General features: G+C 40.8%; 27 protein-coding genes. 5 read left to right on the top strand and 22 right to left on the bottom strand.

Features of this window, described 5'->3' with window-relative positions; translation table 11 throughout:
- Positions 1–17: 17 nt before the first annotated feature.
- From EP737_RS03470 to iadA, 17 genes are all read right to left on the bottom strand, one after another.
- Positions 18–833 carry an urease accessory protein UreD gene (locus tag EP737_RS03470; RefSeq protein WP_246040170.1) on the bottom strand — a complete coding sequence of 272 codons (816 nt, stop codon included), beginning with the start codon at positions 831–833 and terminating at the stop codon, positions 18–20.
- Positions 834–835: 2 nt separating this feature from the next.
- Positions 836–1,444, bottom strand: a complete 609-nt coding sequence (gene ureG / locus EP737_RS03475) for an urease accessory protein UreG (RefSeq protein ID WP_129726504.1) — start codon at positions 1,442–1,444, stop codon at positions 836–838.
- 27 nt (positions 1,445–1,471) lie between these two features.
- Positions 1,472–2,161, bottom strand: coding sequence for an urease accessory protein UreF (locus EP737_RS03480; RefSeq protein WP_205650870.1), 690 nt, complete (start codon positions 2,159–2,161; stop codon positions 1,472–1,474).
- Complete coding sequence (gene ureE, locus EP737_RS03485; protein ID WP_129726505.1) at positions 2,154–2,600, bottom strand: urease accessory protein UreE; 447 nt, start codon at positions 2,598–2,600, stop codon at positions 2,154–2,156. The genes EP737_RS03480 and ureE overlap by 8 nt, the downstream gene beginning before the upstream one ends.
- 10 nt (positions 2,601–2,610) lie before the next feature.
- The gene (ureC, locus tag EP737_RS03490; protein WP_129726506.1) at positions 2,611–4,320 is read right to left on the bottom strand and encodes an urease subunit alpha; all 1,710 of its coding nucleotides are present in this window, start codon (positions 4,318–4,320) and stop codon (positions 2,611–2,613) included.
- Positions 4,317–4,640, bottom strand: coding sequence for an urease subunit beta (locus EP737_RS03495; RefSeq protein ID WP_129726507.1), 324 nt, complete (start codon positions 4,638–4,640; stop codon positions 4,317–4,319). Before EP737_RS03495 ends, ureC begins: the two co-directional genes overlap by 4 nt.
- Positions 4,641–4,651: 11 nt before the next feature.
- Positions 4,652–4,954, bottom strand: a complete 303-nt coding sequence (locus EP737_RS03500) for an urease subunit gamma (protein ID WP_129726508.1) — start codon at positions 4,952–4,954, stop codon at positions 4,652–4,654.
- A 24-nt stretch (positions 4,955–4,978) separates the two neighbouring features.
- The gene (gene urtE, locus EP737_RS03505) at positions 4,979–5,677 is read right to left on the bottom strand and encodes an urea ABC transporter ATP-binding subunit UrtE (RefSeq protein WP_129726509.1); all 699 of its coding nucleotides are present in this window, start codon (positions 5,675–5,677) and stop codon (positions 4,979–4,981) included.
- Positions 5,671–6,423: an urea ABC transporter ATP-binding protein UrtD gene (gene urtD, locus EP737_RS03510; protein WP_129726510.1), complete on the bottom strand. Its 753-nt coding sequence runs from the start codon at positions 6,421–6,423 to the stop codon at positions 5,671–5,673. The genes urtE and urtD overlap by 7 nt, the downstream gene beginning before the upstream one ends.
- Positions 6,398–7,459 (bottom strand): urea ABC transporter permease subunit UrtC, encoded by a 1,062-nt coding sequence (gene urtC, locus EP737_RS03515; RefSeq protein ID WP_129726511.1) that lies wholly within the window; start codon positions 7,457–7,459, stop codon positions 6,398–6,400. Before urtC ends, urtD begins: the two co-directional genes overlap by 26 nt.
- Before the next feature lie 12 nt (positions 7,460–7,471).
- Positions 7,472–8,374, bottom strand: a complete 903-nt coding sequence (urtB, locus tag EP737_RS03520; RefSeq protein WP_129726512.1) for an urea ABC transporter permease subunit UrtB — start codon at positions 8,372–8,374, stop codon at positions 7,472–7,474.
- Positions 8,375–8,451: 77 nt separating this feature from the next.
- A complete protein-coding gene (gene urtA, locus EP737_RS03525; RefSeq protein WP_129726513.1) occupies positions 8,452–9,705 on the bottom strand; it encodes an urea ABC transporter substrate-binding protein in 1,254 nt (417 codons plus the stop codon).
- Positions 9,706–10,117: 412 nt separating this feature from the next.
- Positions 10,118–10,705 (bottom strand): SCO family protein, encoded by a 588-nt coding sequence (locus tag EP737_RS03530; RefSeq protein WP_129726699.1) that lies wholly within the window; start codon positions 10,703–10,705, stop codon positions 10,118–10,120.
- A gap of 478 nt (positions 10,706–11,183) precedes the next feature.
- The gene (locus EP737_RS03535) at positions 11,184–11,435 is read right to left on the bottom strand and encodes a DUF2535 family protein (RefSeq protein ID WP_129726514.1); all 252 of its coding nucleotides are present in this window, start codon (positions 11,433–11,435) and stop codon (positions 11,184–11,186) included.
- Between the two features lie 168 nt (positions 11,436–11,603).
- On the bottom strand, positions 11,604–12,350 hold the full coding sequence (tatC, locus tag EP737_RS03540) for a twin-arginine translocase subunit TatC (RefSeq protein WP_129726515.1): 747 nt from the start codon (positions 12,348–12,350) through the stop codon (positions 11,604–11,606).
- Between the two features lie 214 nt (positions 12,351–12,564).
- Positions 12,565–12,744: a twin-arginine translocase TatA/TatE family subunit gene (locus EP737_RS03545; RefSeq protein ID WP_129726516.1), complete on the bottom strand. Its 180-nt coding sequence runs from the start codon at positions 12,742–12,744 to the stop codon at positions 12,565–12,567.
- 109 nt (positions 12,745–12,853) lie between these two features.
- Positions 12,854–14,029: a beta-aspartyl-peptidase gene (iadA, locus tag EP737_RS03550; protein ID WP_129726517.1), complete on the bottom strand. Its 1,176-nt coding sequence runs from the start codon at positions 14,027–14,029 to the stop codon at positions 12,854–12,856.
- A gap of 183 nt (positions 14,030–14,212) precedes the next feature.
- Here iadA and trhA point away from each other — a divergent pair, with 183 nt between their 5' ends.
- The 4 genes from trhA (at position 14,213) to EP737_RS03570 (ending at position 17,397) form a co-directional block, all read left to right on the top strand.
- Complete coding sequence (gene trhA / locus EP737_RS03555; RefSeq protein WP_129726518.1) at positions 14,213–14,851, top strand: PAQR family membrane homeostasis protein TrhA; 639 nt, start codon at positions 14,213–14,215, stop codon at positions 14,849–14,851.
- Between the two features lie 231 nt (positions 14,852–15,082).
- The gene (locus EP737_RS03560) at positions 15,083–15,859 is read left to right on the top strand and encodes a DeoR/GlpR family DNA-binding transcription regulator (RefSeq protein ID WP_129726519.1); all 777 of its coding nucleotides are present in this window, start codon (positions 15,083–15,085) and stop codon (positions 15,857–15,859) included.
- Complete coding sequence (locus EP737_RS03565; protein WP_129726520.1) at positions 15,856–16,902, top strand: oxidoreductase; 1,047 nt, start codon at positions 15,856–15,858, stop codon at positions 16,900–16,902. The genes EP737_RS03560 and EP737_RS03565 overlap by 4 nt, the downstream gene beginning before the upstream one ends.
- A gap of 9 nt (positions 16,903–16,911) precedes the next feature.
- Positions 16,912–17,397: a heme-degrading domain-containing protein gene (locus EP737_RS03570; RefSeq protein WP_129726521.1), complete on the top strand. Its 486-nt coding sequence runs from the start codon at positions 16,912–16,914 to the stop codon at positions 17,395–17,397.
- A gap of 122 nt (positions 17,398–17,519) precedes the next feature.
- Here the strand turns inward: EP737_RS03570 and EP737_RS03575 are convergent, their stop codons facing one another.
- Together EP737_RS03575 and EP737_RS03580 are read right to left on the bottom strand one after the other, a co-directional pair.
- Positions 17,520–18,236: a lysophospholipid acyltransferase family protein gene (locus tag EP737_RS03575; protein ID WP_129726522.1), complete on the bottom strand. Its 717-nt coding sequence runs from the start codon at positions 18,234–18,236 to the stop codon at positions 17,520–17,522.
- Between the two features lie 364 nt (positions 18,237–18,600).
- Positions 18,601–19,083: a dihydrofolate reductase gene (locus EP737_RS03580; protein WP_129726523.1), complete on the bottom strand. Its 483-nt coding sequence runs from the start codon at positions 19,081–19,083 to the stop codon at positions 18,601–18,603.
- Positions 19,084–19,479: 396 nt separating this feature from the next.
- Between EP737_RS03580 and EP737_RS03585 the strand changes: the two genes are divergently transcribed.
- Complete coding sequence (locus EP737_RS03585; RefSeq protein ID WP_129726524.1) at positions 19,480–19,974, top strand: dihydrofolate reductase; 495 nt, start codon at positions 19,480–19,482, stop codon at positions 19,972–19,974.
- 242 nt (positions 19,975–20,216) lie between these two features.
- Here EP737_RS03585 and EP737_RS03590 read toward each other — a convergent pair whose 3' ends face one another.
- The 3 genes from EP737_RS03590 to EP737_RS03605 all read right to left on the bottom strand — a co-directional run bounded on the left by EP737_RS03590 (position 20,217) and on the right by EP737_RS03605 (position 23,151).
- Positions 20,217–21,587 carry an MATE family efflux transporter gene (locus tag EP737_RS03590; RefSeq protein ID WP_129726525.1) on the bottom strand — a complete coding sequence of 457 codons (1,371 nt, stop codon included), beginning with the start codon at positions 21,585–21,587 and terminating at the stop codon, positions 20,217–20,219.
- A gap of 152 nt (positions 21,588–21,739) precedes the next feature.
- Positions 21,740–22,732 (bottom strand): ROK family glucokinase, encoded by a 993-nt coding sequence (locus EP737_RS03600; protein WP_129726526.1) that lies wholly within the window; start codon positions 22,730–22,732, stop codon positions 21,740–21,742.
- A gap of 161 nt (positions 22,733–22,893) precedes the next feature.
- The gene (locus EP737_RS03605; protein WP_129726527.1) at positions 22,894–23,151 is read right to left on the bottom strand and encodes an HPr family phosphocarrier protein; all 258 of its coding nucleotides are present in this window, start codon (positions 23,149–23,151) and stop codon (positions 22,894–22,896) included.
- Between the last annotated feature and the right edge of the window lie 20 nt (positions 23,152–23,171).

A 23,171-nucleotide genomic window follows, 5' to 3' on the forward strand; every position in this document is an offset into this window, starting at 1 on the left:
AATCCCCCTGTGTTTCCCTAATACTTTCTTAAATCGAGCGGTACTTGCTGCCATTGCCTTCTCACTAAATCCGTACACGCTTGAAATATACGTTCAATTGTTTGTGTATGATAAGCAAGCACACGAACAACAATGCCATTTGTTTTTAAAGCAGACCAGCCAATTCTTGCTTCACTACTGCAAGTTTCTAATATATTACTTAGCTCTTTTATCCATTGTTCGGTAACAAACGGGGAAACGAGAAGCCATGCTCCAAAATGCGTATACCCCTCCATTTGCATAAAGGAAGACATATCGTGACCTTTAGGCTGTAAAAAAAGATGATCATATACTTGAAGCTTTTCATCCTCATAGATTTTCAGCTTAGAACGAACCCAATCATATTGAAAGTGTTCCCCTGTTTTGGACCAGCCTGGCGTGATAATGTCGCTATATAAAAAAGTTGCCCCTCTTTCCATATGCACTGTCGTTTCCTGGACAAAGCGGGATTTCTCATACGCAATAAGAGGGTCAGGCAAAAATTCGAGTATACTTCCTTGCTTCAATAAGATAGAAGTATACTGACGGACTGGTTTATCTGGTGTTCGATATACCTTGGTCGAGGCTTGCGTTGTGACCGTCAGCCTTGCATCCTTCTTTAAGGAAATGCTGGTTTCATAGGAATCACCATTTACATACCCTCCCCCTACATGAATGCAGTAAATCGTAGGATGAGAGGATTCAAGGTATACAGGTCGCGTCACTTTAAATGCCCCTTCAAACCAGCAATCAGAAATGATAGTTTGTCCATCCTTTTGCATCGCCTCTAAGCAGAGAGAACCAGTGTGTTCCATACCTACAGCCCTATAAGCAACGCTTGTTTTTTAATCCACTCGACCACCTCATTCAATCCTGTTTCGTCCTTTAGATTCGTAAAGAAAAATGGCTTATTTCCACGTGCCGCTTTCGTGTCGCGTTCCATTACCTCTAAGCTAGCGCCGACATAAGGAGCAAGGTCGATTTTATTAATAATAAATAAATCGGATTTAATCATTCCTTGTCCACCTTTTCGAGGAATTTTCTCCCCTTGCGCAACATCAATAATATAAATAGAAAAATCAACAAGCTCTGGGCTAAATGTTGCAGCTAAATTATCGCCGCCGCTTTCTACAAAAATAATCTCTAAATCAGCGTGCTGTTCCTTTAATTCATCAATTGCCGCAAAATTCATAGATGCATCCTCGCGAATCGCGGTATGCGGGCAGCCTCCCGTTTCAACGCCGATAATGCGGTCCTCTGGCAGAATGCCATTTTTCATTAAAAACAGCGCATCCTCCTTCGTATAAATGTCGTTTGTAACAACGGCCATACTGTGTTCCTTATGCATCGCTCTTGTCAGCTTTTCCACAAGCATTGTCTTACCGGCACCCACAGGTCCGCCTACACCAATTCGTACTGGTTCCATCTCACATTCATCCCTTCTTATCTATCGTTATGACATGAACAATCTGACAGGTAAATGCTCATGCCTCATTTGGGCAATCTCAAGCCCTGGTGACGTCATGCCTAGTTCTTCTGCATCAGCTTTTTCAATTTTCTGCACAGCCTGCTGGATAAGGGGCTGCACAAACAATAGCAGCTTTTGTCCATCCGTTTGACCAAGGGGAACCGCTCGAACGGCATTTTGAATCAGCGATTGCACAACTGAGTATATGTATGCCGCTATTGTCTCTCTCTGGTTAATTTCCAAACCGTATGCAACAAGTGCAAATGCAATTGCAGGGTGACCGTATGCTTCCTTCTTTCTTATACGCTGCTCATATTCAGCAAGAAGAACAAACTCGGAATATAGTACACTACAAAGCTTTACTAGCCGCTCTCCAATCCTACGGTTGCCTTCTCTCGTCTCCCTCGCAAGCGCGAGTGCAGACAGCATGGCATCAAGTTCCCATAGCTTTTCTATATTCCCCTCTTTTACATACTCATAAGCAAGATGACATGCCAATCCATCTGTATACGTCACCTGTATGTCCATATATGTATGAAGAGCAGCCTGAAACGTTATGGTATTGTGAATCTCTTGTTCATATATGTACGTCTCTAATCCAAAGGAGTGTGAAAAGGCACCTGACGGAAAATTCGAGTCGCACAGCTGCAGCAGGGGCAACAGTTTATTAATCATGCTTATGCCCAATGTGACGGAACGCCTGTCTCACCTTTCGCTCTTCCCGGCGATGTGGAATCGAAAGCTGCTGTAGTAAGTCCTCTACAAGATAATCATACTGCACCAGCATTTCTCCTCCCTCGAACTGTGCCGGAAGATGACGATTGCCCAACTGGTGCGCAATTTCTCCCATTTGCTGCAGCGAGGTTGGTGAGATGATCAGCAAGTCATCTGCGAGTACGCTAATAACAATCATATTCTTTTCATCTTGATATAAAATGTCGCCATCCTGTAAATCCTTTGCATCCTTCAAGCGAATTCCAATCTCTTTTCCATGATCCGTCGTAACACGCTGAATCCGTTTCACAAGATCACTGCTCTCCATGTATACCCTTTCCTTATGCGGAGCAAGCTTCTCCGCCGTCTCGATGTTTCCAACAATGCGTTCAATAATCATACATCTCACCTCAAAATAAGAAATATCGCTGAGCCATCGGCACAACTTCCGCAGGCTCGCATGTAATTAACTCTCCATCTACCTTCACTTCATATGTTTGCGGATCTACCTCAATATGAGGCATTTCACCGTTGTGAATCATATCCTTCTTCTGCAGCGTCCGCACACCATGCACAGGTTGCACCATTTTTTTCAAGCCAAGCTTTTCCGGGATGCCGCTTTGCATTGCTGCCTGCGACACGAATGTAATTGCTGTTTTATGTAGTGCTTGACCAAAGGCTGCAAACATCGGCCGATACAAAACAGGCTGCGGCGTTGGGATAGAAGCATTTGGATCTCCCATTAAGCTGCTGGCAATCATTCCTCCCTTTACTACTAGCTCGGGCTTCACTCCAAAAAAAGCAGGCTCCCATAGCACTAAATCAGCAAGCTTTCCAACTTCCACCGAGCCAACATACTCCGAAATTCCATGCGCTAACGCTGGGTTAATCGTATATTTGGCAACATAGCGCTTCGCCCGAAAATTATCTCCATTTCCGGTATCCTCTGCCAGCTTCCCGCGTTGCTTTTTCATTTTATCCGCTGTTTGCCACGTACGGGATACTACCTCCCCAACGCGGCCCATTGCCTGCGAATCAGAGCTAATCATACTAAACACGCCTAAATCGTGCATAATATCTTCGGCAGCAATCGTTTCCTTACGAATGCGTGAATCAGCAAAAGCAATATCCTCGGGGACAGCAGGATCCAGATGGTGACAGACCATAAGCATATCTAAGTGTTCATCTAGTGTATTTTTGGTATACGGGCGAGTCGGGTTTGTGGAGGAAGGCAGCACATTCGGGAAGCTCGCAGCTTTCATAATATCAGGCGCATGGCCTCCCCCTGCTCCTTCCGTATGGTATGTATGAATAACACGCCCATTAATTGCAGCAATAGTGTCTTCTAAAAAGCCGCCTTCATTGAGCGTATCGGTATGAATTGCCACTTGAATATCATACTTGTCCGCCACGCGCAAGCTGGTATCAATTGCCGCCGCTGTTGTACCCCAGTCCTCATGGAGCTTTAAGCCAATCGCACCCGCTTCGATTTGCTCAATAAGCGGCTCCTCAGCTGAGGCGTTTCCTTTCCCTAAAAAGCCGATGTTCATCGGAAATGCGTCTGCCGCCTCAAGCATCCGAAATATATTCCATGCACCTGGAGTACATGTTGTTGCTTTTGTACCCGTGGCCGGTCCCGTTCCACCGCCAATCATTGTTGTAATCCCAGAGGAAAGTGCAGTATCAATTTGCTGTGGACAGATAAAATGAATATGAGCATCAATGCCACCTGCAGTTACAATCATTCCTTCAGCAGCAATGATTTCAGTGGAAGCCCCAATCATCATATCTACATGATCCATCAATAACGGATTGCCCGCCTTTCCGATAGAAGCGACTTTCCCATCCTTTATCCCAATATCCGCCTTATAAATGCCCGTATAGTCGAGAATAACAGCATTTGTAAGTACAAGATCCATGGCAGCTTCACGTCCCGCAAGCGGATGCTGACCCATTCCATCACGAATCACCTTTCCGCCTCCGAACTTCACTTCATCCCCATATACGGTATAATCCTTTTCAATCTCAATAAACAACTCCGTATCCGCAAGACGAATACAGTCCCCCGTAGTCGGACCAAACATATCCGCATATTGCTGTCGTGACATACGAAAGCTCATCCTTCTCCCTCCTTATCTAACGCTCCGTTCACACCGTTATTTAAGCCATATACATGGCGGGAGCCTGAAAACGGAACGAGTTCTACTTCCTTCGCATCCCCCGGCTCAAAGCGAACAGCTGTCCCTGCCGGAATGTTTAAGTGCATGCCATACGCCTTTTCTCGCTCAAAGGAAAGTGCTGCATTGACTTCATAAAAGTGAAAATGTGAACCGACCTGCACCGGACGGTCTCCCCGGTTGAGCACAGACACCGTTTGTCCCTTCTTGCCAGCATTACAAACTATCGGCTCTGCTTGTAATCTGTATTCTCCTGGTATCACAATAACCCCTCCTAGCGAATTGGACTATGAACAGTAACAAGCTTCGTCCCGTCTGGAAATGTCGCCTCTACCTGAATATCTGAAATCATTTCAGGAATTCCTTCCATTACATCATCTCTCGTTAAAATGGTTGTGCCATAACGCATAAGAGCAGTAACCGACTGCCCGTCACGTGCTCCCTCTAAAATTTCGTATGTAAGTATCGCGACAGCTTCCGGGTAATTGAGTTTTAATCCTCTTGCCTGGCGACGCCTTGCCAAATCTGCTGCTACAACAATTAACAATTTCTCTTGTTCACGAGCTGTCAGCTTCATGTGAATCACCCTTTCCCTTCCCTGTTATACGACTAAATACTTTTTCACTTCATCCATCTGTGCGGAAGCGATATCCCCATGCGCAACAATCTTACCATGGTCAACAACATAGTAATAATCCGCACATTCGAACGCTACATCCAGACTATGCTCTACTAGCACAATTCCTACTGTTTTCGAAGCGGCAATTTGTGATATGACCTGTTGAATTAATTGGACAATGGAGGGCTGAATACCTTCCATCGGCTCATCCAAAAGCAGTAATCTTGGCTGGCCCGCCAATGCACGGGCAATTGCAAGCTGTTGCTGCTGGCCCCCACTCAAATCCCCTCCTTTTCGGTGGAGCATTTCCTTTAAAACAGGAAACATCTCAAACAAGTGCTCTGGTATCCCTTTTCGTTCCTGTTTCGGAAGAGATTCAAGTCCAAGTAGCAGATTTTCTTCCACTGTAAGCGTCGGAAAAATCTCTCTTCCCTGTGGAACATAAGCCATACCTCTCTTCGTCCGCTCCTCAGGAGGCAGCTTTTCAATAGGGTTGTTCTCCCAAATAATAGAACCTGCAGCTAGCGGGAGCAATCCTATGATACTTTTCATAAGTGTTGATTTTCCAACACCGTTTCTGCCTAGAACAGCAACAACAGATCCTGGGAGTACTTCCATATCAATATTCTCTAACACCATACTCTCATCGTATCCGGATTGTAACGAAGCTACTTTCAGCAAGCTTTTCCCCTCCTTCCTAAGTACACTTCAGCCACTTGCTCATTTTGTTGAATTTCCTCCATCGATCCTTCACATAGTACCTTTCCTTCGTGCATAACCGTTACCTTTTTAGAAAAATTTTTCACAAATTCCATATCATGCTCTACGATAAGAACAGAACATGTATCAGCAATTTCATGAATAAGCTCACCTGTTTTATAACGCTCTGACTCACTCATACCAGCAATCGGTTCATCGAGAAGCAAAATCTGAGGCTCTTGCATAAGTTGCATACCAATCTCTAACCATTGCTTTTGACCGTGCGCAAGTGATCCGGCTGCTTCACTCATCTGTTCCTTCAGGCCAATTTTTTCAAGCAAGGAAACAATCTTGTCCTTCTCCTCACCAGACAACTTCGCCCGAAGCACTGACCATAAATTTCTTCTCTGTTTAACAGACAGTTCTAAATTTTCAAACACTGTAAGCTTTGAAAAAATAGACGGTGCCTGAAATTTCCTTGTAATGCCGAGATTTACAATTTCATGCTCCTGTAATTTTGTGATTTTCTTTGTCTGCTGAAACAAAACCTCACCAGATCTCACCTTCGTTTTTCCGCAAATCACATCAAGCATTGTTGTTTTTCCTGCTCCATTCGGACCAATTAAAAAACGAACCTCCTGTGGTTGAACCTCTAAATCGACTCCTTGAATGGCCTTGAACCCAGAAAAATCCACGAGAATATTACGACACGATAGAATCGGCTGCATCCTTTTGTCCTCCTTTTGCTTTTGTCTTCATAAAACGCTGCTTAAGCGACTGAAACGCTCCCACAACTCCTTCTGGCAAAAACACAACAACGATGATAAACAAAAGACCGAGAAAAATTAGCCAAATATCTGGATAGGTCTCACTGAAAAAGCTTTTAGCGCTATTGGTTATAATCGCTCCGATGATTGCTCCAATTAATGAATGTCTGCCACCGACTGCTACCCAGAGAACCATTTCAATAGAAGGAATGATACCCATCATCGCGGGTGAGATAAGGCCAACCTGCAGAACAAACAAAACACCAGCCAATCCAGCCAACGCTGCTGAAGCGCTATAGACAAATACCTTGTAAGCAGTTGGATTAAAGCCAAGAAAACGAACTCGGTTCTCCCCATCACGGATTGCCATTAATACACGGCCAAAACGGCTGTTTGTCATAAACGAATACACCCAAAATGCTAACGCTAGTACGAAGACGGTAAGGATGTACAAGGCAATTTGTACAAGTGGTGAGGAAAGTGAAAAACCAAATGCAGTGGAGAAGTTTGTTAGACCATTCGTTCCACCAGTCAAGTCCTGTTTTGCAATAAACAAAGTTACCGCTACAACCACAACCGCCTGACTGATAAGAGAAAAATATACACCTTTGATTCTATTTTTAAATGTTAGATATCCTAAAAAAGCAGCTAACAAAGCTGGAATGAATACAGCGGCTGTAATTGCAAATACCGGATTAGAAAAAGGCTTCCAAAATAACGGCAGTTCAGACAAGCCGCTCCATTCCATAAAATCTGGGAGCTTCCCGTTCACAGCCTCTAATTTTAAATACATAGCCATACAGTAAGCACCCAGTCCAAAATACACACCATGTCCAAGACTGAGAATACCTGTATACCCCCAAATCAGACATATACTAAGCGCAATCATTGCAAAGCAAAGGAACTTCCCTAATAACGCAAGCCTGAATTCTGTTAAATAGAAGGGGCCCAATAATAAGATAAGAAAAAACAAGCTATATCCCCACTTATGTTTCATTTGTTTCCCTCCTTAATCCAGTGAGCGGGTACGGACACTAACGAGTCCGGACGGCCTAAATTGTAAGAATGCAATGATAAGTACAAAAACAATTACTTTTGCCATAGATGCATCAGTCGAATACTCTACAATCGTTTCGACCATTCCAACTCCAAATGCCCCAAGTATTGTCCCAACAAGTTTGCCAATGCCGCCTAAAATTACAACCATAAAAGCGTCCACAATGTAGTAGGTTCCAATTGTAGATCCAATTGGTCCTAGAACGGTGAGGGCACAACCCGCAATCCCCGCAAGTCCAGAACCGAGAGCGAATGCATAGGCATCTACCTTTTTCGTTGAAACCCCAAGACAAGATGCCATGCTCCGGTTCATTGTAACAGCTTTCATTCTTCTTCCTGCAGCGGTTTTATCCAAATAGAAGTATAAGACAGTCATACAAACAAGCACTAAAAACAAGATAAATAAACGCTTGTATGGAAAAACAAGCCCCGCAATCACTAAACCTCCATCTAACCACGAAGGGGCTGTAACAGCTACGTTAGGCGCCCCGAAAATAGAACGTGCCGCTTGCTGTAAAATTAAACTGACGCCCCATGTTGCTAGTAGACTGTCTAGAGGGCGATTATACAAATATCGAATCAGCGTTTTCTCTATTATCACCCCAAGAAGCGCCGAGACACAAAAAGCGAGAGGAACAGCTACTATGTAATAGTAATCAAATAAATCCATTGGTAAGTACTTCGTGAATACTTGCTGTACGACATACGTCATATAGGCGCCAACCATAATAAGCTCACCGTGTGCCATATTAATGACATTCATCAATCCAAAGGTAATCGCTAATCCAAGAGCGATAAGCAACATGATGGAACCTAGACTGACCCCGTTAAAAAGCTGTGTAATAACAACAGACATATAATTCACTCCTTTTCTGTTCATAAAAAGAAGAATAAGGGAATCTTAAACTACCTTTCCCTTATTCTCTTGTTCGGCTAGTTCAAATTCTTGCCCCACGTATAGCCTTTTAAATATGGATCTGGCTGGATTGCCTTTCCAGAGTTCCAAATCTCCTTAAACTGGCCATCTTTTTGAATTTCCCCGATACGAACAGTTTTCCAAGTATGCTGTGTTGCGCCATCAATTTTAACCGTTCCGCCTGGTGCTTTGAATTCAATACCATCAGCAGCGGCCTTTACCTTTTCCACATCAAATGACCCTGCCTTTTTCACGGCTTCTGCCCATAAATATACAGCAAAGTAGGCAGCTTCAATCGGATCATCTGTCACACGTTCTTGACCATATGCCTTCTTATATGAGTCTACAAATTTTTGATTTTCAGGCGTGTCTGTTGTTTGAAAATAGTTCCACACAGCTAAATGACCTGCCAAAATCTCTGGACCAATTCCACGAATTTCTTCTTCCGCAATACTTACCGACATTACCGTTACATCTTTAGATGTAAGTCCTGCATCCTTTAATTGTTTAAAGAAAGCAACGTTGCTATCACCATTTAATGTATTAAAAATAACATCCGGCTTTGCTTCTTTAATTTTACTAATTAGCGTGCCGTAATCTGTATGACCCAGCGGCGTATATTCTTCCCCTAATAACGTGCCTCCTTCTGCCTTTAACTGCGCTTTAATAATTTTATTGGCAGTGCGCGGAAATACGTAATCAGAGCCAATTAAGAAAAATTTCTTTCCTTTATTCTGCAAAAGCCATGATACAGCTGGTACAATTTGTTGATTTGTTGTTGCACCTGTATAGAAAATATTCGGGGAAGATTCCATACCTTCATATTGCACGGGATACCAAAGCAAACCCTTATTTTGTTCTACTACCGGCAGCATCGCCTTACGGCTTGCAGATGTCCATCCCCCAAAAATGGTGGCTACCTGATCCTTTTGCAACAACTTCTTCGCTTTTTCAGCAAATGTCGGCCAGTCAGAGGCTCCATCTTCAACAACAGGCTCAATTTTTTTACCAAGTACACCGCCTGCGTCATTAATTTCTTTAATTGCCATAAGCTCTGCATCACGCAAGGATACCTCACTAAGCGCCATTGTTCCACTCAATGAATGAAGCACACCAACTTTTACTGTATCTCCTGTACTTGTTTCTTTTTTCTCTTCTTGATCAACTGCTGTAGATGCAGCACATCCGCTTAACGCGAAAGTTGCTGCTGTTGCTGCTGCAACAACGGTTTTCTTTGACCATCCTTTTTGAAACAACTTCCCAAATCCCATACAAACACCCCTTATCAGATTCTAATTACATATGATATAATCAGAACCAAGCATAGAACTCGACAATTTATGCTGGTTCTGGAAAGACTTTCTCACGGCAATGAGAAAGTCTTTCTTTTTTCACAAACACCCCCTGTAAGAAAACTTAACATAAAATGTTAGATTATGTAACATTTTTGATATTTTCATTATACATATTTTTTTGGTAAGTACAACTATATTTTGGTAAATTTTCTACAAATTCCGATTGAAAGCGGTAACATTATAAGTTTCACTTTACTAAACATCCGTTTTTTTTCGCTTCTTTGCTAAAAAAAGAGAGGCCCTTCTGTAAGAAAGGCCTCTCTAGTCAATATTTTTGTCATATTTTCTTACATGCATTATAAACTTCTATGCTAACGCATACGATAACTTATCTTAACAATCTTTTTATATCCCGAACAATATCCTCATACGGGGTATTCGATACACCGCTATATTTCTTCATAACCTTTCCATTTTGATCAACCAAATAAAAAGACGTACCGTGTACAACTTGATTTGTTGAATCCGGCTTATCGACAAGCGTTTGAAAACTTTCCTTTGCAAACTGTTCGATCTCTTCTTGTGAATAGCCCGTCAAAAGTGCCCAATTGCTTGTATCTGTTGTATATTTTTGTATGTATGTCTTCAAAACATCAGGTTTGTCTACAGTCGGATCAACGCTAAAAGAAACAAATTGCACGTCCAACTTTTCTTCCTTCGCCATTTTTTGCAGACGCGCCATATTGGCAGTCATCGGTGGACAGACCGTCGTACAATTCGTAAACATAAAATCAGCAACCCATACCTTCCCTTTTAAATCTTTTAAACCATAGGACTCCCCATTTTGATTTATGTATTTAAAATCTGCAATATCCCAATTTAACGCCTTAGGGATTTTCGATCCTGTACTACAGCCAGCCAGTATCATCAAACAAAGAAATATTATGGCTGCAAATCTCATGTGAGTTATTTTCATCATATATAAACCCCTTTCCATACCATCCTTTTTATTGTAACAAAAGGACGTGAAAAGAAAAACGGTATCACCCATTTTATTCACGAAACAGACAAACTTATGTAATTGCCTCAAGTAAAATATAAGAAAAAAGCTACTATTATGTATAACAGATAAAACCTCCTGAACATTCTATATATAAAGACGTTTAGGAGGTTTTATCATGAATTATGTACAAACACGCCTTTGCATAAGCTGCGCTGCTTTACTAACGCTTACTATATCTTATTTCCTTCAGTAGCCCAATTTTCTATCTCTGCAATGATGTAAAGAAAACTCGCTGATTGGCGAGCCGTTAGGCGAAGACAGAGGCGTAGTTGCTCTTATACTGTATTCCTAAAATTTCTTACTACGTCGAGTTGGCCTCCGGCTAGAAATTCATACTTTCTTACAGTGCGAAAAAAAGCGGATGCTGCCCCCGCTCTTTTTACACTTGCTGCTATGCATTTTTTTCGAGCGAATTAATCTCATATACTTTGGAGTAATCAGTCCAAGGGAGACAATTACGTAAATATTCCCGGAATGAGTAAGAAAATCTCGGACTGCTATGCTTTTGAATTTTGGAGACCAATAATTGAAGACGTGACTGCATTTGGAATGTTAAAGGATGTTGGACTTCTAGCACGGGGATATCAACAATCTTGATGCAATTTCCAGACGAATGAGTGAAATAAAAGCTTTTTGTTATCACAAATATCAATCCTTCTTTTGGAATTTATTTTTAGTATAAATGAATAGATCTAAAAAGTTTGTCTAAATTTCAGGAAAATCATGAATTTTCTTTAAATTTTTATGCAACTTCTTTCTTTTTATTGTATACGCTTTCATAAATATTATAACTAAAAAAGGAAAAAAGTGCCTACTCATATGAGGCACTTTCTCCCGGGTGTTCCATCTCTCGCTTTAACCTGCGTTTGTATACAAACTTAGAGACAGAGATACTGATTTCATAAATAAATAACAACGGGATCGCTACAGAGAAATCTGAGACAAAATCCGGCGGTGTAATACTAACCGCAATCACTATTAAAACAAAATAAGCATACTTTCTCACCTTTTGAAGGGCAATTGGATTTAATAAACCAATGCTTGTTAAAAACATGGCAATAACCGGCAATTCGAATAGAACCGCAAACGGCAGTGTCATATTTAAAACAAATTCAAAATACTTTTCTGTTGTAAACATTGATTGAAACATTTCTTTTCCAAGATTCACCAAGAACTGCAGCACAAACGGTAAAATAACAAAATACCCAAAGCAAAGTCCACCTGCAAATAATAAAAATAATGCGGGCACATATAAAAGCGTCGCCCGCTGCTCATTCGGAGATAATGCAGGCTTCACGAACAGCCAAAGCTGCAATGCTGCAAAAGGAATTGTACATACAATAGAGAAAACGCTGGCAATGATAAAATAAATCCATAAAATATCACTAGGTCCGAGCACGGTAAGCTTCATCGGCAAATCCTTGACAATGAACGTATAAATCTCCTTTGTATACATAAAGCCGACCGTTAAAAAGATAAAAAAGAATATCATTGTAATGATAATACGCTTGCGCAGTTCACTTAAATGGTCTACCACGCTCATCTCTTGATCGTTCATTCTTTCACCACATTTCCCATTCCCTGGCTCATATAAAGAAAACTCGCCGACTGGCGAGCCCTGCTTTTGGGCGAAAACAGAGGCGTAGCCCTGCTTATACTGTATTCCTAAAATTTCTGACTACGCCGAATTCACTTCTAGCTGGAAATTTATACTTTCCTACCGTGTAAAAAAGATGCAAGAGAATTGTCACCTTACATCTTTTATATAGCTTTTATTTTTTGTCTTTGCTGTCCCCATCCAGCACATCATCACGCAAATCCTTTGTCGATTTCTTAAACTCCTTTAACGTTTCACCGAATGCGCGCCCAATCTCCGGAAGTTTTTTCGGACCAAATACAACAAGAGCAATAAGTAAAATTAAAATCAATCCTGGAAATCCAATATTCGGCATATTTTATCCCCCTTAGCATGGCATGCTACTGCTACTTATATTGTGACAAAAAAAGGGAGAACCGTCAATGACAAGCATTGCTTTGACACAAATATGTGCTAAATTACTATTAGCGTTCAAACGTTCCTTTCACAACAGGAGTACCCCCCTCTACCATCAATCTCCCCCTCGCAAAGACAGAGTCAATTTGCAGCGTGTGTTTGTCGAGCAGCACAATGTCAGCATCCTTTCCTTCCTTTACATACCCTTTATCCGGTAGCCTTAACACATGGGATGTGTTAGAAGTAATAACCTGCAATGCTGTTTCAAGGGAAACCCCTTCCTGTAACACTGCATCTCGCACTTCTTGGAAAAGGGAAGAGACACTTCCTACCTGCAGCCCAAGAAATTCTCCATCACTACTAAACGCAGGCAAGCTTGCTTGTCCGTCCGAAGAAAATGTAATGCAGCCAATCGGCACACCTCTCTCTAACATCATTCGCAGACCACGCGAGCATTTCACTTCCCCTTCCTCCAAAAACTGCGGAATGGTACTCGTTGTAAAATCCACATAACCGCCTTTCTTTGCATAGTGAATTCCCGCTTCAAATAACTCAGCATTACGATTTATATGAGTTGGATGAAACTGCCGGATTGGAATATCTGTTTGATCGACAATCTCTTCGAGCAACCGCAGCTGCGCCATGCCATCCCCAACATGAATCTCCACTACGCCGGCCTTACCTGATAAAATGCCGCCATTTCTCGCTGCTGCCGCTACCTTTGCCAGCTCTTCAAATGTAGGTTGTGAAGAACGATGATCTGAAATCGCAATCTCCCCAACCCCAATAATTTTGTCAATTAAAATAATATCATCCTGAATACGATTCGTTAGCGTTTGTACAGGCAGGTGATACGAGCCGGTATGAATATAGCAAGTAATGCCTTCCTCCTCAAGTGCACGTGCCTTTGCCAGCAAGCTTTCCATCCGTCTTGTTGTTCCGTCTGTACCGAGCAACCCAACTATCGTTGTAACACCCGAAGTCGTCGCATCTGTTAATTGCAGCTCCGGTGTGCGCGTCTTAAAACCGCCTTCACCTCCGCCGCCGATAATATGAACATGCGGATCAATAAATCCAGGAACAATATATGTATCTGAAGCATCTATTACCCGCACAGCCACAAAGTTAGTGGGAACTTCAATCCTATCCTGTATATACCCAATTTTGCTGCCGACAAGCAAAACATCTTTTCTTCCTATATAATGCGGAGCGTATACTTCGCCGTTTTGAAGCAATGTTAACACAATGACCACTCTTCCTTCTGCAGCAATATGTATCACGGAAAACAAATGATTTTGAAATCGGACGTATGGCAGTTTTCCATTTGCTTGATATATGATATGGTAGAATTAATGTTTTTTCAAGAACGAGGCAAAAAACACTACATCTACTCATTCCCAGCCTCGCGTTCGAAAGGAAGGATACAGATGGCAACTACACACACATTTTCTAAAGGAGAGGAAATTGCAAATTCAATTACCCATGGAATTGGGGCACTGCTAAGCATCGCTGCCCTCGTCTTGCTCATTGTATTCTCCGCCTTGCACGGTACAGCCTGGCATGTTGTAAGCTTCACCTTATTCGGAAGCACCATGGTTATTTTATACTTGTCGTCTACACTCGTCCATGCTCTTCCACGTGGAAAAGCGAAGGATGTATTCGAAATACTTGACCATTCCTCCATTTATTTTTTCATTGCTGGCACATACACACCATTTTTGTTCATCGCAGTAAAGGGATGGCTCGGCTGGACATTATTTGGGATTGTTTGGGGACTTGCTGTTGCTGGAACGGTTTTCAAATCTTTTTTTGTAAAGAAATTCCTTCACATTTCCACTTTACTATATGTAATAATGGGATGGCTTATTGTCTTTGCCTGGAAGCCCCTCGTGCAGGGTGTCCCGCATAACGGAGTGGTTCTGCTTGTGATTGGAGGCATTTTATATACGGTAGGCGCCATATTTTATGTTTGGCGCGGCTTTAAATTTCATCATGCCATTTGGCACGTATTTGTTATTGCTGGCACGACGATGCACTTTTTTTCTGTTTTGTTGTACTTGTTATAAAAAATACTTCTGTCTAAAAAACCCTTTTATGATAAAGTGAACCCACAGAGCAACGAAGATATTCTCTGTGGGTTTTTTATGTTGACTTCGTCTTCCTCCTCAAGTCTCTTCTAATCCAAAATCAAGTAAAAAACTTAAAATATTATAAAATATAAGTTTTTTACTTGATTATTACTTAAAAAAAGCTTACTCTTAAGACAATGTTACCTATTGGAAAATAGAGGTGAATACATGTCCCAGAAAAAACGCATCGAACAGATTAAAGAATCGCTTCATACCCATAACGAAATTAGCCTTGAGGACATTATGGAGAAATTTCAGGTCTCACGTGATACCGCAAGAAGGGACTTAGTGAAACTTGAGGAAGATGGGGATATTGTAAGAGTAAAAAGAGGTGCTATTCTCTCCTCAAAACATTCTCACGTACCTCATTATCAGGAGAGAAATATCTCTCAAGAAAAAGAACATATTGCCCAAACAGCTTGTTCATTGATTCATGATGGAGATACTATCCTCTTCGATACCTCCACCACTGTAGAGCTTGCTGCCCGCTATATGAGAAGCAAGGATATAACAGCTATTACTAATTCCATCGATATTGTTACAAGCTTAAGCGATCGTCCCGACATTACCGTTTATATGGTCGGAGGAAAATTCAATCCCTATCATCGGAATTTTATTGGTTTGCACACCGTTGAAGAGCTAGCAAAATATCAAGCTCATACATTATTTATTGGAGCATGCGGCCTCGGAACAGGCGGTCTCACCGCCCCTGACGAAGGCGAAGCTTATGTAAAAAAAGGCATGATCCGGGCGTCCCAACGGGTAATAGTGCTTACTGAATCTACAAAATTTCAAAAAACGTTTCTGCATAAGGTATGCGGACTAGAAGAGATTGATATTATCATAACGGATCGAGTTCCTCCTCCAGAAATAGAGCAGCAGCTGCACAATTATAATATCGAATTAATTGTAACAAACAAAAACATGAGGAGTGATTACCAATGAATACAATGAGAGTCGGCTTAATCGGATACGGCTTCTCTGGAGAGACCTTTCATGCCCCTCTTCTGCAAGCATTAACGGAATATGAGATCGTCAAAGTTATGTCCCGGAATCCCCAAAAGGTTGCGCAAACTTTAGGAGCTGTACAGGTCGTTGCAACGATAGAAGATGTGCTAAAAGACGAGACTATCGAACTAGTTATCATTACAACACCAAATACGCTTCATTATGAAATGGCGAAACAAAGCTTACTAGCTGGGAAACATGTTGTCATTGAAAAACCAATGGTCATAGATCCCGAAGAAGCGGAAGAGCTGATTCAATTAGCAAACGAACAGCAGCTTATGTTAAGTGTATATCAGAACCGACGATGGGATAATGACTTCTTAACCATTAAACGTTTAATTGCAGAGGATACGCTCGGAAAGGTTAATACGTACGAGGCTCACTTTGATCGCTTCCGCCCTCACGTACAAGATCGCTGGAGAGAGCAAGCAGTCAAAGGGGCTGGGATACTGTATGACTTAGGTTCCCACCTAATTGATCAAGCGCTGCACCTATTTGGCAAACCGCAATTTGTACTAGCTGACGTAGTTGCACAAAGGGACGGCGCAAAAACAGATGATTACTTCCACATCATTATGGGTTATGGCAAACTACGGGTTATTTTACACTGCGGTTCAATTGTCGCAGGCCAAGGACCAAAGTTTACATTACATGGCAGCAAAGGCAGCTTTATTAAATACGGAATTGACGGACAAGAAGATGCATTAAAAGCGGGGAAAATTCCAACAGCTGATGATTGGGGCGAGGACAATCCTGAATGTTATGGTACATTAATACTCCACGAGGATGAGCAAGGGGTCGTAACCAAGGTGAAAACGCTGCCTGGTTCCTACACATCCTATTATAAACAAGTATTTGAACATATTCGTTACGGACAGCCTTGCCCAGTTCGTGCAGAAGAAGGTTTACAAACCATTCAAATGATTCATGCCGCACTTAAGAGCAGCGCCGAAAAACAAGCTGTCTTCATTGACAAGTAAGGAGAAAAAATGGAGGTTCATTCAATCGAAAACAAATTAGCACTGATCCAAGCTCAAGAAAAAGAATTGCAGTTCACGACATTTACTAATGATACAGCTTTACAGTTAGGGTTATTCATTATCGAATTAGCTAAAAAAGAAGGAAAGAGTATCGCAGTTGCTATTACAAGAGGAGGACAACAGCTTTTTTATCATGCGATGAACGGAACAAGCCCTGATCAAGAGCATTGGATCAAACGAAAATCTAGAGTTGTCGAAAGGCATTATCATAGCTCCTATTTCATGAGGCTTTATAATGAGTCTAAAAATCGCTCATACTTTGCAACGTATTCTGTTAATCCAGAGGAATATGCTGTTCATGGCGGATCCTTTCCACTGACGATTAAACATGTCGGGGTGATTGGTACAATCACAGTGTCTGGGCTATCTCAGGAGGAAGATCACCAATTGATTGTGACTGGAATCCGAATGTTACTTGAGCAAGAAAATAAGTAAAAAAAGAGAAAGCTGTCTCCAAAAGATTGCTACACGTAATCTTTTGGAGACAGCTTCGTTTTTTACACTGTAAGAAAGCATAACTTTTCGGGATGATGTGTAGCTCTCAAGGCCCGCTTTTCTTACGATAATTTAGATTGAATAATATTTTGTGTATAACGAGCAAGTTCTTTTAAATCCATATCGCGGTACTCTTCCTCATAAATCGGCTCAGAAATCGTAAGTGTAACACGAGCAGGACGAATTCTATTCCCATTTCCCTCTAAAATATTATACGTTCCCTCAATCGTAACTGGTAAAATCGGAACACCAGACTTTGTTGCAAGATGAAAGCTGCCTGTTTTAAACTCTCCCATTTCACCACTTTTGCTGCGAGTACCCTCTGGAAACACAACAAGTGAATGACCTGCTTTTAAAGTCTCGATACCATCTTTAATTGCCTGCAGTGATTGACGTCGATCGCTTCGATCCATAAATACACTATTCATGAGTTCCATCCAGTGTGCTGCAATCGGAATCTTCTTCATTTCTACCTTCGAAATAAAGCCGATTGGCTTGGTTAAATATCCCATTAATACAGGGATATCAAAGTTGCTTTGGTGATTGGCAACCACAAGAACAGCTCGGTCTTGCGGTATATGCTCTAAGCCTTTTACTTCCACTTTAGAACCAGTGACACGCACCATCCGCTTACCAAACCAGTCAGGCGTTTTATGTACAAGCCGATCCTTTTCTTCAGGCGGAATCGTTTCTGCCAGCTTTTGCATGGGAAGTAATCTTGGCGCGGTCCGAAGAACAAGAATGAAAATATATACAGCAGAAAAAATAGTACGAATCATAAAAGACCCCCATCTAAAATACATTCGTATCCATTATACAGGACGAGCAGAAGAAAAAGAAGAAGAGAAACAGAAAATGAGAGAAGAGAGAAGGTAAAAACGGTTTAAAGAAAACTCGCCGATTGGCGAGCCCTGCCTTTGGGCGAGGACAGAGGCGTAGCCCTACTTATACTGTATTCCTAAAATTTCTCACTACGTCGAATTGTCTTCCAGCTAGAAATTTATACTTTCTTAAAGTGTAAAGAAAAAAATGTCTTTCCTGCAGGTTTTTGCTTAGTCTTTTTCACGGAAACTAGAGCACTTCTGCATAGATAGAGGTCCACCTTATGAGCAGACCTCCACCAAATCACATTGCTCCCAGCCATTATTGCCTTTCATACACAACAAAGCGGTAGTGATAAGGATTTTTTTCATCTGTTATTCCTGGTTCCTCCGAAATAATTCTCCACTCATTATCATTTATATTTGGAAAATAGGTGTCTCCTTCAAATTCCTCATCAATATATGTAACATATAGCCGGTCCATCATCGGCAGCACCTCTTTGAAAATTTCTGCCCCCCCAATGACAAATACTTCTTCAATACCATCGCCCACTTTATAGATGTCCTCAATAGAAGACAACACCTCACAGCCTGGCTGCTTATATTGCTCATTTCTTGTCACGATGATGTTTCTTCTTCCTGGAAGCGGCTTTCCTATCGCTTCAAATGTCTTTCGCCCCATGATAATTGGATGCCCCATTGTTACCTTTTTAAAATACGCCAAATCTGCAGGAAGCCGCCAAGGTAAATCATTATCTTTACCGATTAATCTATTTTTGTCCATTGCGACAAGACCGGAAAGCATACTAAATTTCCTCCCTTAAATATAAGTTTTAAAGTATGTAAAGCAGAATCAAAGAATTAACATTTCTAACCATAAAGAGCACTTTTACTCTTTCCAATAAAATCAACTCATGTTTCTTGTTACACATATTAACACCATCTAATATTATTCTCCAGACAGTACAATTTAATTAAATTAAGTCATTCTATTTACTGGCCATATTCCCCCAAATCCAAGCCTCCGAACGATTAACATTCCCTTATTAATACGTATACCATTTTAGTAGCATGTGATAAGATACAGGGAGCATCTTCAACGTATATTCAATAGATTTTCTAAGAATCATTGGATAAAAATACAATCAACAAATCCCACTACAACGAATACAGCTTATAATCTAGAAAGGGGCCATGACATATGTTTTCATTAATTGTTGCAATGGATCAAAATGGAGTTATAGGAAAAGACAATAATTTACCTTGGCATTTGCCTAACGATTTAAAACGAGTTAAGGAATTAACAACTAATAATGTTATTATTCTAGGCAGAAAAAACTTTGAATCTATCGGAAAGCCTTTACCTAACCGTTTAAACGTAGTATTAACGAGAGATAAGAATTTACAGATAGATGGTTGCCAAGTAAACCACTCTTTGGAAGAAGTAATTTCAGAATTCAAAGATGATCCTAGGGAGATTTTTATATTTGGTGGAACAGAAATTTATCAACTGTTTCTTCCTTACGTTCATAAAATGTACATAACACAAATTCACTATACATTTGACGGAGATACGTATTTCCCCTCTTTCAACAAAGCAGAGTGGACGACCGTTTCTGAAAAGGAAGGACAGGTAGATGAAAGAAATATCTACCCACATACCTTTTATGTGCTTCATCGAAATTCATTGAATTAACAGCTGAAGACGATTCTTTAGCTGTTTTTTATATCTCAGCACTAAACAATCGCTCAACCGTACATATATAAAAATTAACAAATAGGTATATATCTCTTTTCTACAAAAATAGTTTACATATTTCCTCTTATTAGTTTCTAACTTTACTCAGTCAGGCATTTGAATTGTTAAATTACAAAAAGAAAAACGATGTAGTGTTCACTAAAGTGTCTTCCATCGTTTCCTTTTGTTAAATAGGTAGCTCATTGAGTTAACCTCGCACTAGAACTAGAACCTATAAACCTCATATTTACCCATACCCTTGAACGCCATCTCCACAGCATGAGGATTCCTCGTAACCACTCGTCTACAATGAAAGCAATCCAAATTCCACTAAGCCCCATATTGAAATGAATTGTTAATAGATAAGCGAGTGGTACTGCCACCCCCCACATTGAAAGAATTCCCATATAAACAGGGAATTTAACATCTCCTGCAGCACGCAGCGCGTTAATCACAACGAGATTGAATGAACGTCCCGGTTCTAAAATAATGGTTAATGAAATTAGAGTGCTCCCTAAACTAATGATTTCTGGACTTTTAGTAAAGATGCCAAGCAATTCTCTTGAAAATACAGAAAATATGATGGCCATGACGGTTGAGACAATCATAGCACTTCGTAAGCTTTTTAAACAGCGAGCATATGCTTTCTCCTGTTTACCTGCACCGACAAGATAACCGATTAAAATTTGCGTACCTTGTCCGATTGCAACTCCAAACAAAAGCAGAAACATCATTAAATTTTGAGTATACACTTTTGTTGTAATTGCTGTTGTACCTAAAGTTGTAACAAAAACAGTAATCATCATTTGTGATGTGTTGTAAGCAATATGCTCTCCAGCCGTAGGAACACCAATTTTAAGTAGTTTTGATGTATGTTCCTTAGTCAATGTACGTATTTGTTTGAATGGAAGCCCTTGAGGAATTCGCTTTATTAATAATATAAAAATGATGATGAGACCTACTAAACGACTCACAACAGTAGAAATTGCAGCACCTTTTACACCCAATTCAGGAAATCCCATGATGCCGAATATCAATAGATAGTTTCCGATTATATGCAATACGTTAATACCAATTGTTACATACATGGCATCCTTGGTAAAACTATAGCTTTTTAGGCTTGCTCCAATCGTCATCAACAAAGCCTGCATAAAAGAAAAACCGCCAACAATCTGCAAGTATACTAAAGCATTATCCATCAATTCAGATGGAAGCTTCATTGCTTTTAAGAACAATTCGCCAAATAGCAATAAAGCTCCACTTAGGATCACACTAAAGATAAAATTAACCCCAATTGAGACCATAACAATTTCAGCTGCTGTTTTATTTTGCTTTCCCCCTAAATGTCGCGCGACGATAATAGCTGTTCCCGTCGCAACAAAACCAAACATAACAATGACAAGCTGGAGAATCTGATTTGACACACCAACAGCCGCTACGGCGTTATCATTATATTGGCTTAGCATGAGTGTATCTGCACTTCCCATTACCATGTGCAAAAGGAGTTCGATGAAAATTGGCCAAGTAAGAGCGAATAAAGTCAATTTTTTTTCATCTTTCGATTGTCCCATGATTTAAACCTTTCCCTTAATTGGATTAATTTCTCAATACTTTCACTTGCTGGACCAATCGTACATACAATTTTTGTTTTACGCATAACATACCTCCGCTTATTTCTAGGAACGTTCCTACTGCTATGACAATGTTCTATACATGTAACTGCTTATAAGTTCAATACTTGTAACTCGTTCATCAGTTTTTCCTTCGCTAGCCAGGCACCACCAACTATACCCGCATCATTGCCTAATGTTGCGATAACTAACTCCGCTCCCTGGGCTACTCTTGGAAAAGCGAATTGAGAAAATTGTTCTTTCAAAGGTGTCAGTAACGCGTGACCAGCTTTCGAAACACCACCGCCAATTACAATTTTTTCGGGATTCAAACCATTCGCTAAATTTGCTATAGCTACTCCTAAATAAAATGTAACTTGATCAATGACTTGTTTCGCTATTTCATCTCCTTCCTTTACTGCATCAAAAACTAGTTTAGATGTTACTGTTTGATGTGTATCGTAGTGATCTCTTAATTTACTAATCCTATTAGCAGAAGCTAGTTCCTCTAATGCTAGACGGGTAATTCCGGTTGCTGATGCTACTGTTTCTAAGCATCCCGTTTTTCCGCAATTACAAGGTGAGCCGTCTTTAGGAACAGATGTAATATGGCCGATTTCACCACCTGCTCCATTTGCACCGCGCACAATCTCACCGTTGACGATAATCCCGCCACCAACACCAGTTCCTAGTGTTACACATATTAAGTTTTTTGCGCCTTTGCCGGCACCTTTCCACATTTCCCCGATTGCTGCAATATTTGCATCATTGTCTACCACAACAGGTAAAGACGTTTCCCGCTCAAGGATGTTTTGTAACGGGAAGTTCTCCCACCCCAAGTTAATTGCAATCTCAATAGAACCATCTTGTTCGTTAACGGGGCCCGGCGCTCCGATACCAATACCAATCAACTTACTTTTTGTTTGATTTAATTCATTCAACTTTTTATCAATTGATCTTGCAATATCTATGGGAATGTAGCGACCGCTTTTTCTTTTATCCGTGTCTATTTCCCAACTGTAAATAATATCACCCATCAAGTTGATAAACGCCATTTTAATCGAGGTTCCGCCTACATCAACACCTACTAACCATCTGTCGCCCATCATCATCATCCTTCTCCTACCATAAATTTGTAAGTATCTTCAATACTTGCTAACTTACATTCCTACTCTATCTATAAAAAGGTAAACATATATTCTTCACTCGCTTACTGTAGCTACACCTTATCCACTGTAATTTATTTCATACCAGAATCTTAAAAATATCATTCCTTGTTCAAAAGGACAGTTTCTAGGGCTATAACAGCCTGGTGTTCATCACTTCCGTCTGCAATGAGTGTAATTTCTTCCCCCTTTCTAATTGCGAGGGCCATAATCCCCATAATACTTTTAGCAGCTACCGATCCTCCGTTCTTAATAAGGTTGATCTCACTGCTGAAGGAGGATGCTTTTTGCACGAACTCAGTAGCATTTCGGGCTTGAAGTCCATGTTGAAGACCAATGACAATCTTTTTTTCTATCATTAATAATCACCCTTATTTTT

The sequence above is a fragment of the Ectobacillus funiculus genome, assembly GCF_004138295.1.
GTDB classification, from domain to species: Bacteria; Bacillota; Bacilli; order Bacillales; family Bacillaceae_G; genus Ectobacillus; species Ectobacillus funiculus.

Excerpts from the sequence above, each read along its gene's own strand:
- EP737_RS03470 (WP_246040170.1), bottom strand. The coding sequence starts at position 833 with ATGGAACACACTGGTTCTCTCTGCTTAGAGGCGATGCAAAAGGATGGA.
- ureG (WP_129726504.1), bottom strand. The coding sequence starts at position 1,444 with ATGGAACCAGTACGAATTGGTGTAGGCGGACCTGTGGGTGCCGGTAAG.
- EP737_RS03480 (WP_205650870.1), bottom strand. The coding sequence starts at position 2,161 with ATGATTAATAAACTGTTGCCCCTGCTGCAGCTGTGCGACTCGAATTTT.
- ureE (WP_129726505.1), bottom strand. The coding sequence starts at position 2,600 with ATGATTATTGAACGCATTGTTGGAAACATCGAGACGGCGGAGAAGCTT.
- ureC (WP_129726506.1), bottom strand. The coding sequence starts at position 4,320 with ATGAGCTTTCGTATGTCACGACAGCAATATGCGGATATGTTTGGTCCG.
- EP737_RS03500 (WP_129726508.1), bottom strand. The coding sequence starts at position 4,954 with ATGAAGCTGACAGCTCGTGAACAAGAGAAATTGTTAATTGTTGTAGCA.
- urtD (WP_129726510.1), bottom strand. The coding sequence starts at position 6,423 with ATGCAGCCGATTCTATCGTGTCGTAATATTCTCGTGGATTTTTCTGGG.
- urtC (WP_129726511.1), bottom strand. The coding sequence starts at position 7,459 with ATGAAACATAAGTGGGGATATAGCTTGTTTTTTCTTATCTTATTATTG.
- urtB (WP_129726512.1), bottom strand. The coding sequence starts at position 8,374 with ATGTCTGTTGTTATTACACAGCTTTTTAACGGGGTCAGTCTAGGTTCC.
- urtA (WP_129726513.1), bottom strand. The coding sequence starts at position 9,705 with ATGGGATTTGGGAAGTTGTTTCAAAAAGGATGGTCAAAGAAAACCGTT.
- EP737_RS03530 (WP_129726699.1), bottom strand. The coding sequence starts at position 10,705 with ATGAAAATAACTCACATGAGATTTGCAGCCATAATATTTCTTTGTTTG.
- tatC (WP_129726515.1), bottom strand. The coding sequence starts at position 12,350 with ATGAACGATCAAGAGATGAGCGTGGTAGACCATTTAAGTGAACTGCGC.
- EP737_RS03545 (WP_129726516.1), bottom strand. The coding sequence starts at position 12,744 with ATGCCGAATATTGGATTTCCAGGATTGATTTTAATTTTACTTATTGCT.
- trhA (WP_129726518.1), top strand. The coding sequence starts at position 14,213 with ATGGCAACTACACACACATTTTCTAAAGGAGAGGAAATTGCAAATTCA.
- EP737_RS03560 (WP_129726519.1), top strand. The coding sequence starts at position 15,083 with ATGTCCCAGAAAAAACGCATCGAACAGATTAAAGAATCGCTTCATACC.
- EP737_RS03565 (WP_129726520.1), top strand. The coding sequence starts at position 15,856 with ATGAATACAATGAGAGTCGGCTTAATCGGATACGGCTTCTCTGGAGAG.
- EP737_RS03570 (WP_129726521.1), top strand. The coding sequence starts at position 16,912 with ATGGAGGTTCATTCAATCGAAAACAAATTAGCACTGATCCAAGCTCAA.
- EP737_RS03575 (WP_129726522.1), bottom strand. The coding sequence starts at position 18,236 with ATGATTCGTACTATTTTTTCTGCTGTATATATTTTCATTCTTGTTCTT.
- EP737_RS03580 (WP_129726523.1), bottom strand. The coding sequence starts at position 19,083 with ATGCTTTCCGGTCTTGTCGCAATGGACAAAAATAGATTAATCGGTAAA.
- EP737_RS03585 (WP_129726524.1), top strand. The coding sequence starts at position 19,480 with ATGTTTTCATTAATTGTTGCAATGGATCAAAATGGAGTTATAGGAAAA.
- EP737_RS03590 (WP_129726525.1), bottom strand. The coding sequence starts at position 21,587 with ATGGGACAATCGAAAGATGAAAAAAAATTGACTTTATTCGCTCTTACT.
- EP737_RS03600 (WP_129726526.1), bottom strand. The coding sequence starts at position 22,732 with ATGGGCGACAGATGGTTAGTAGGTGTTGATGTAGGCGGAACCTCGATT.
- EP737_RS03605 (WP_129726527.1), bottom strand. The coding sequence starts at position 23,151 with ATGATAGAAAAAAAGATTGTCATTGGTCTTCAACATGGACTTCAAGCC.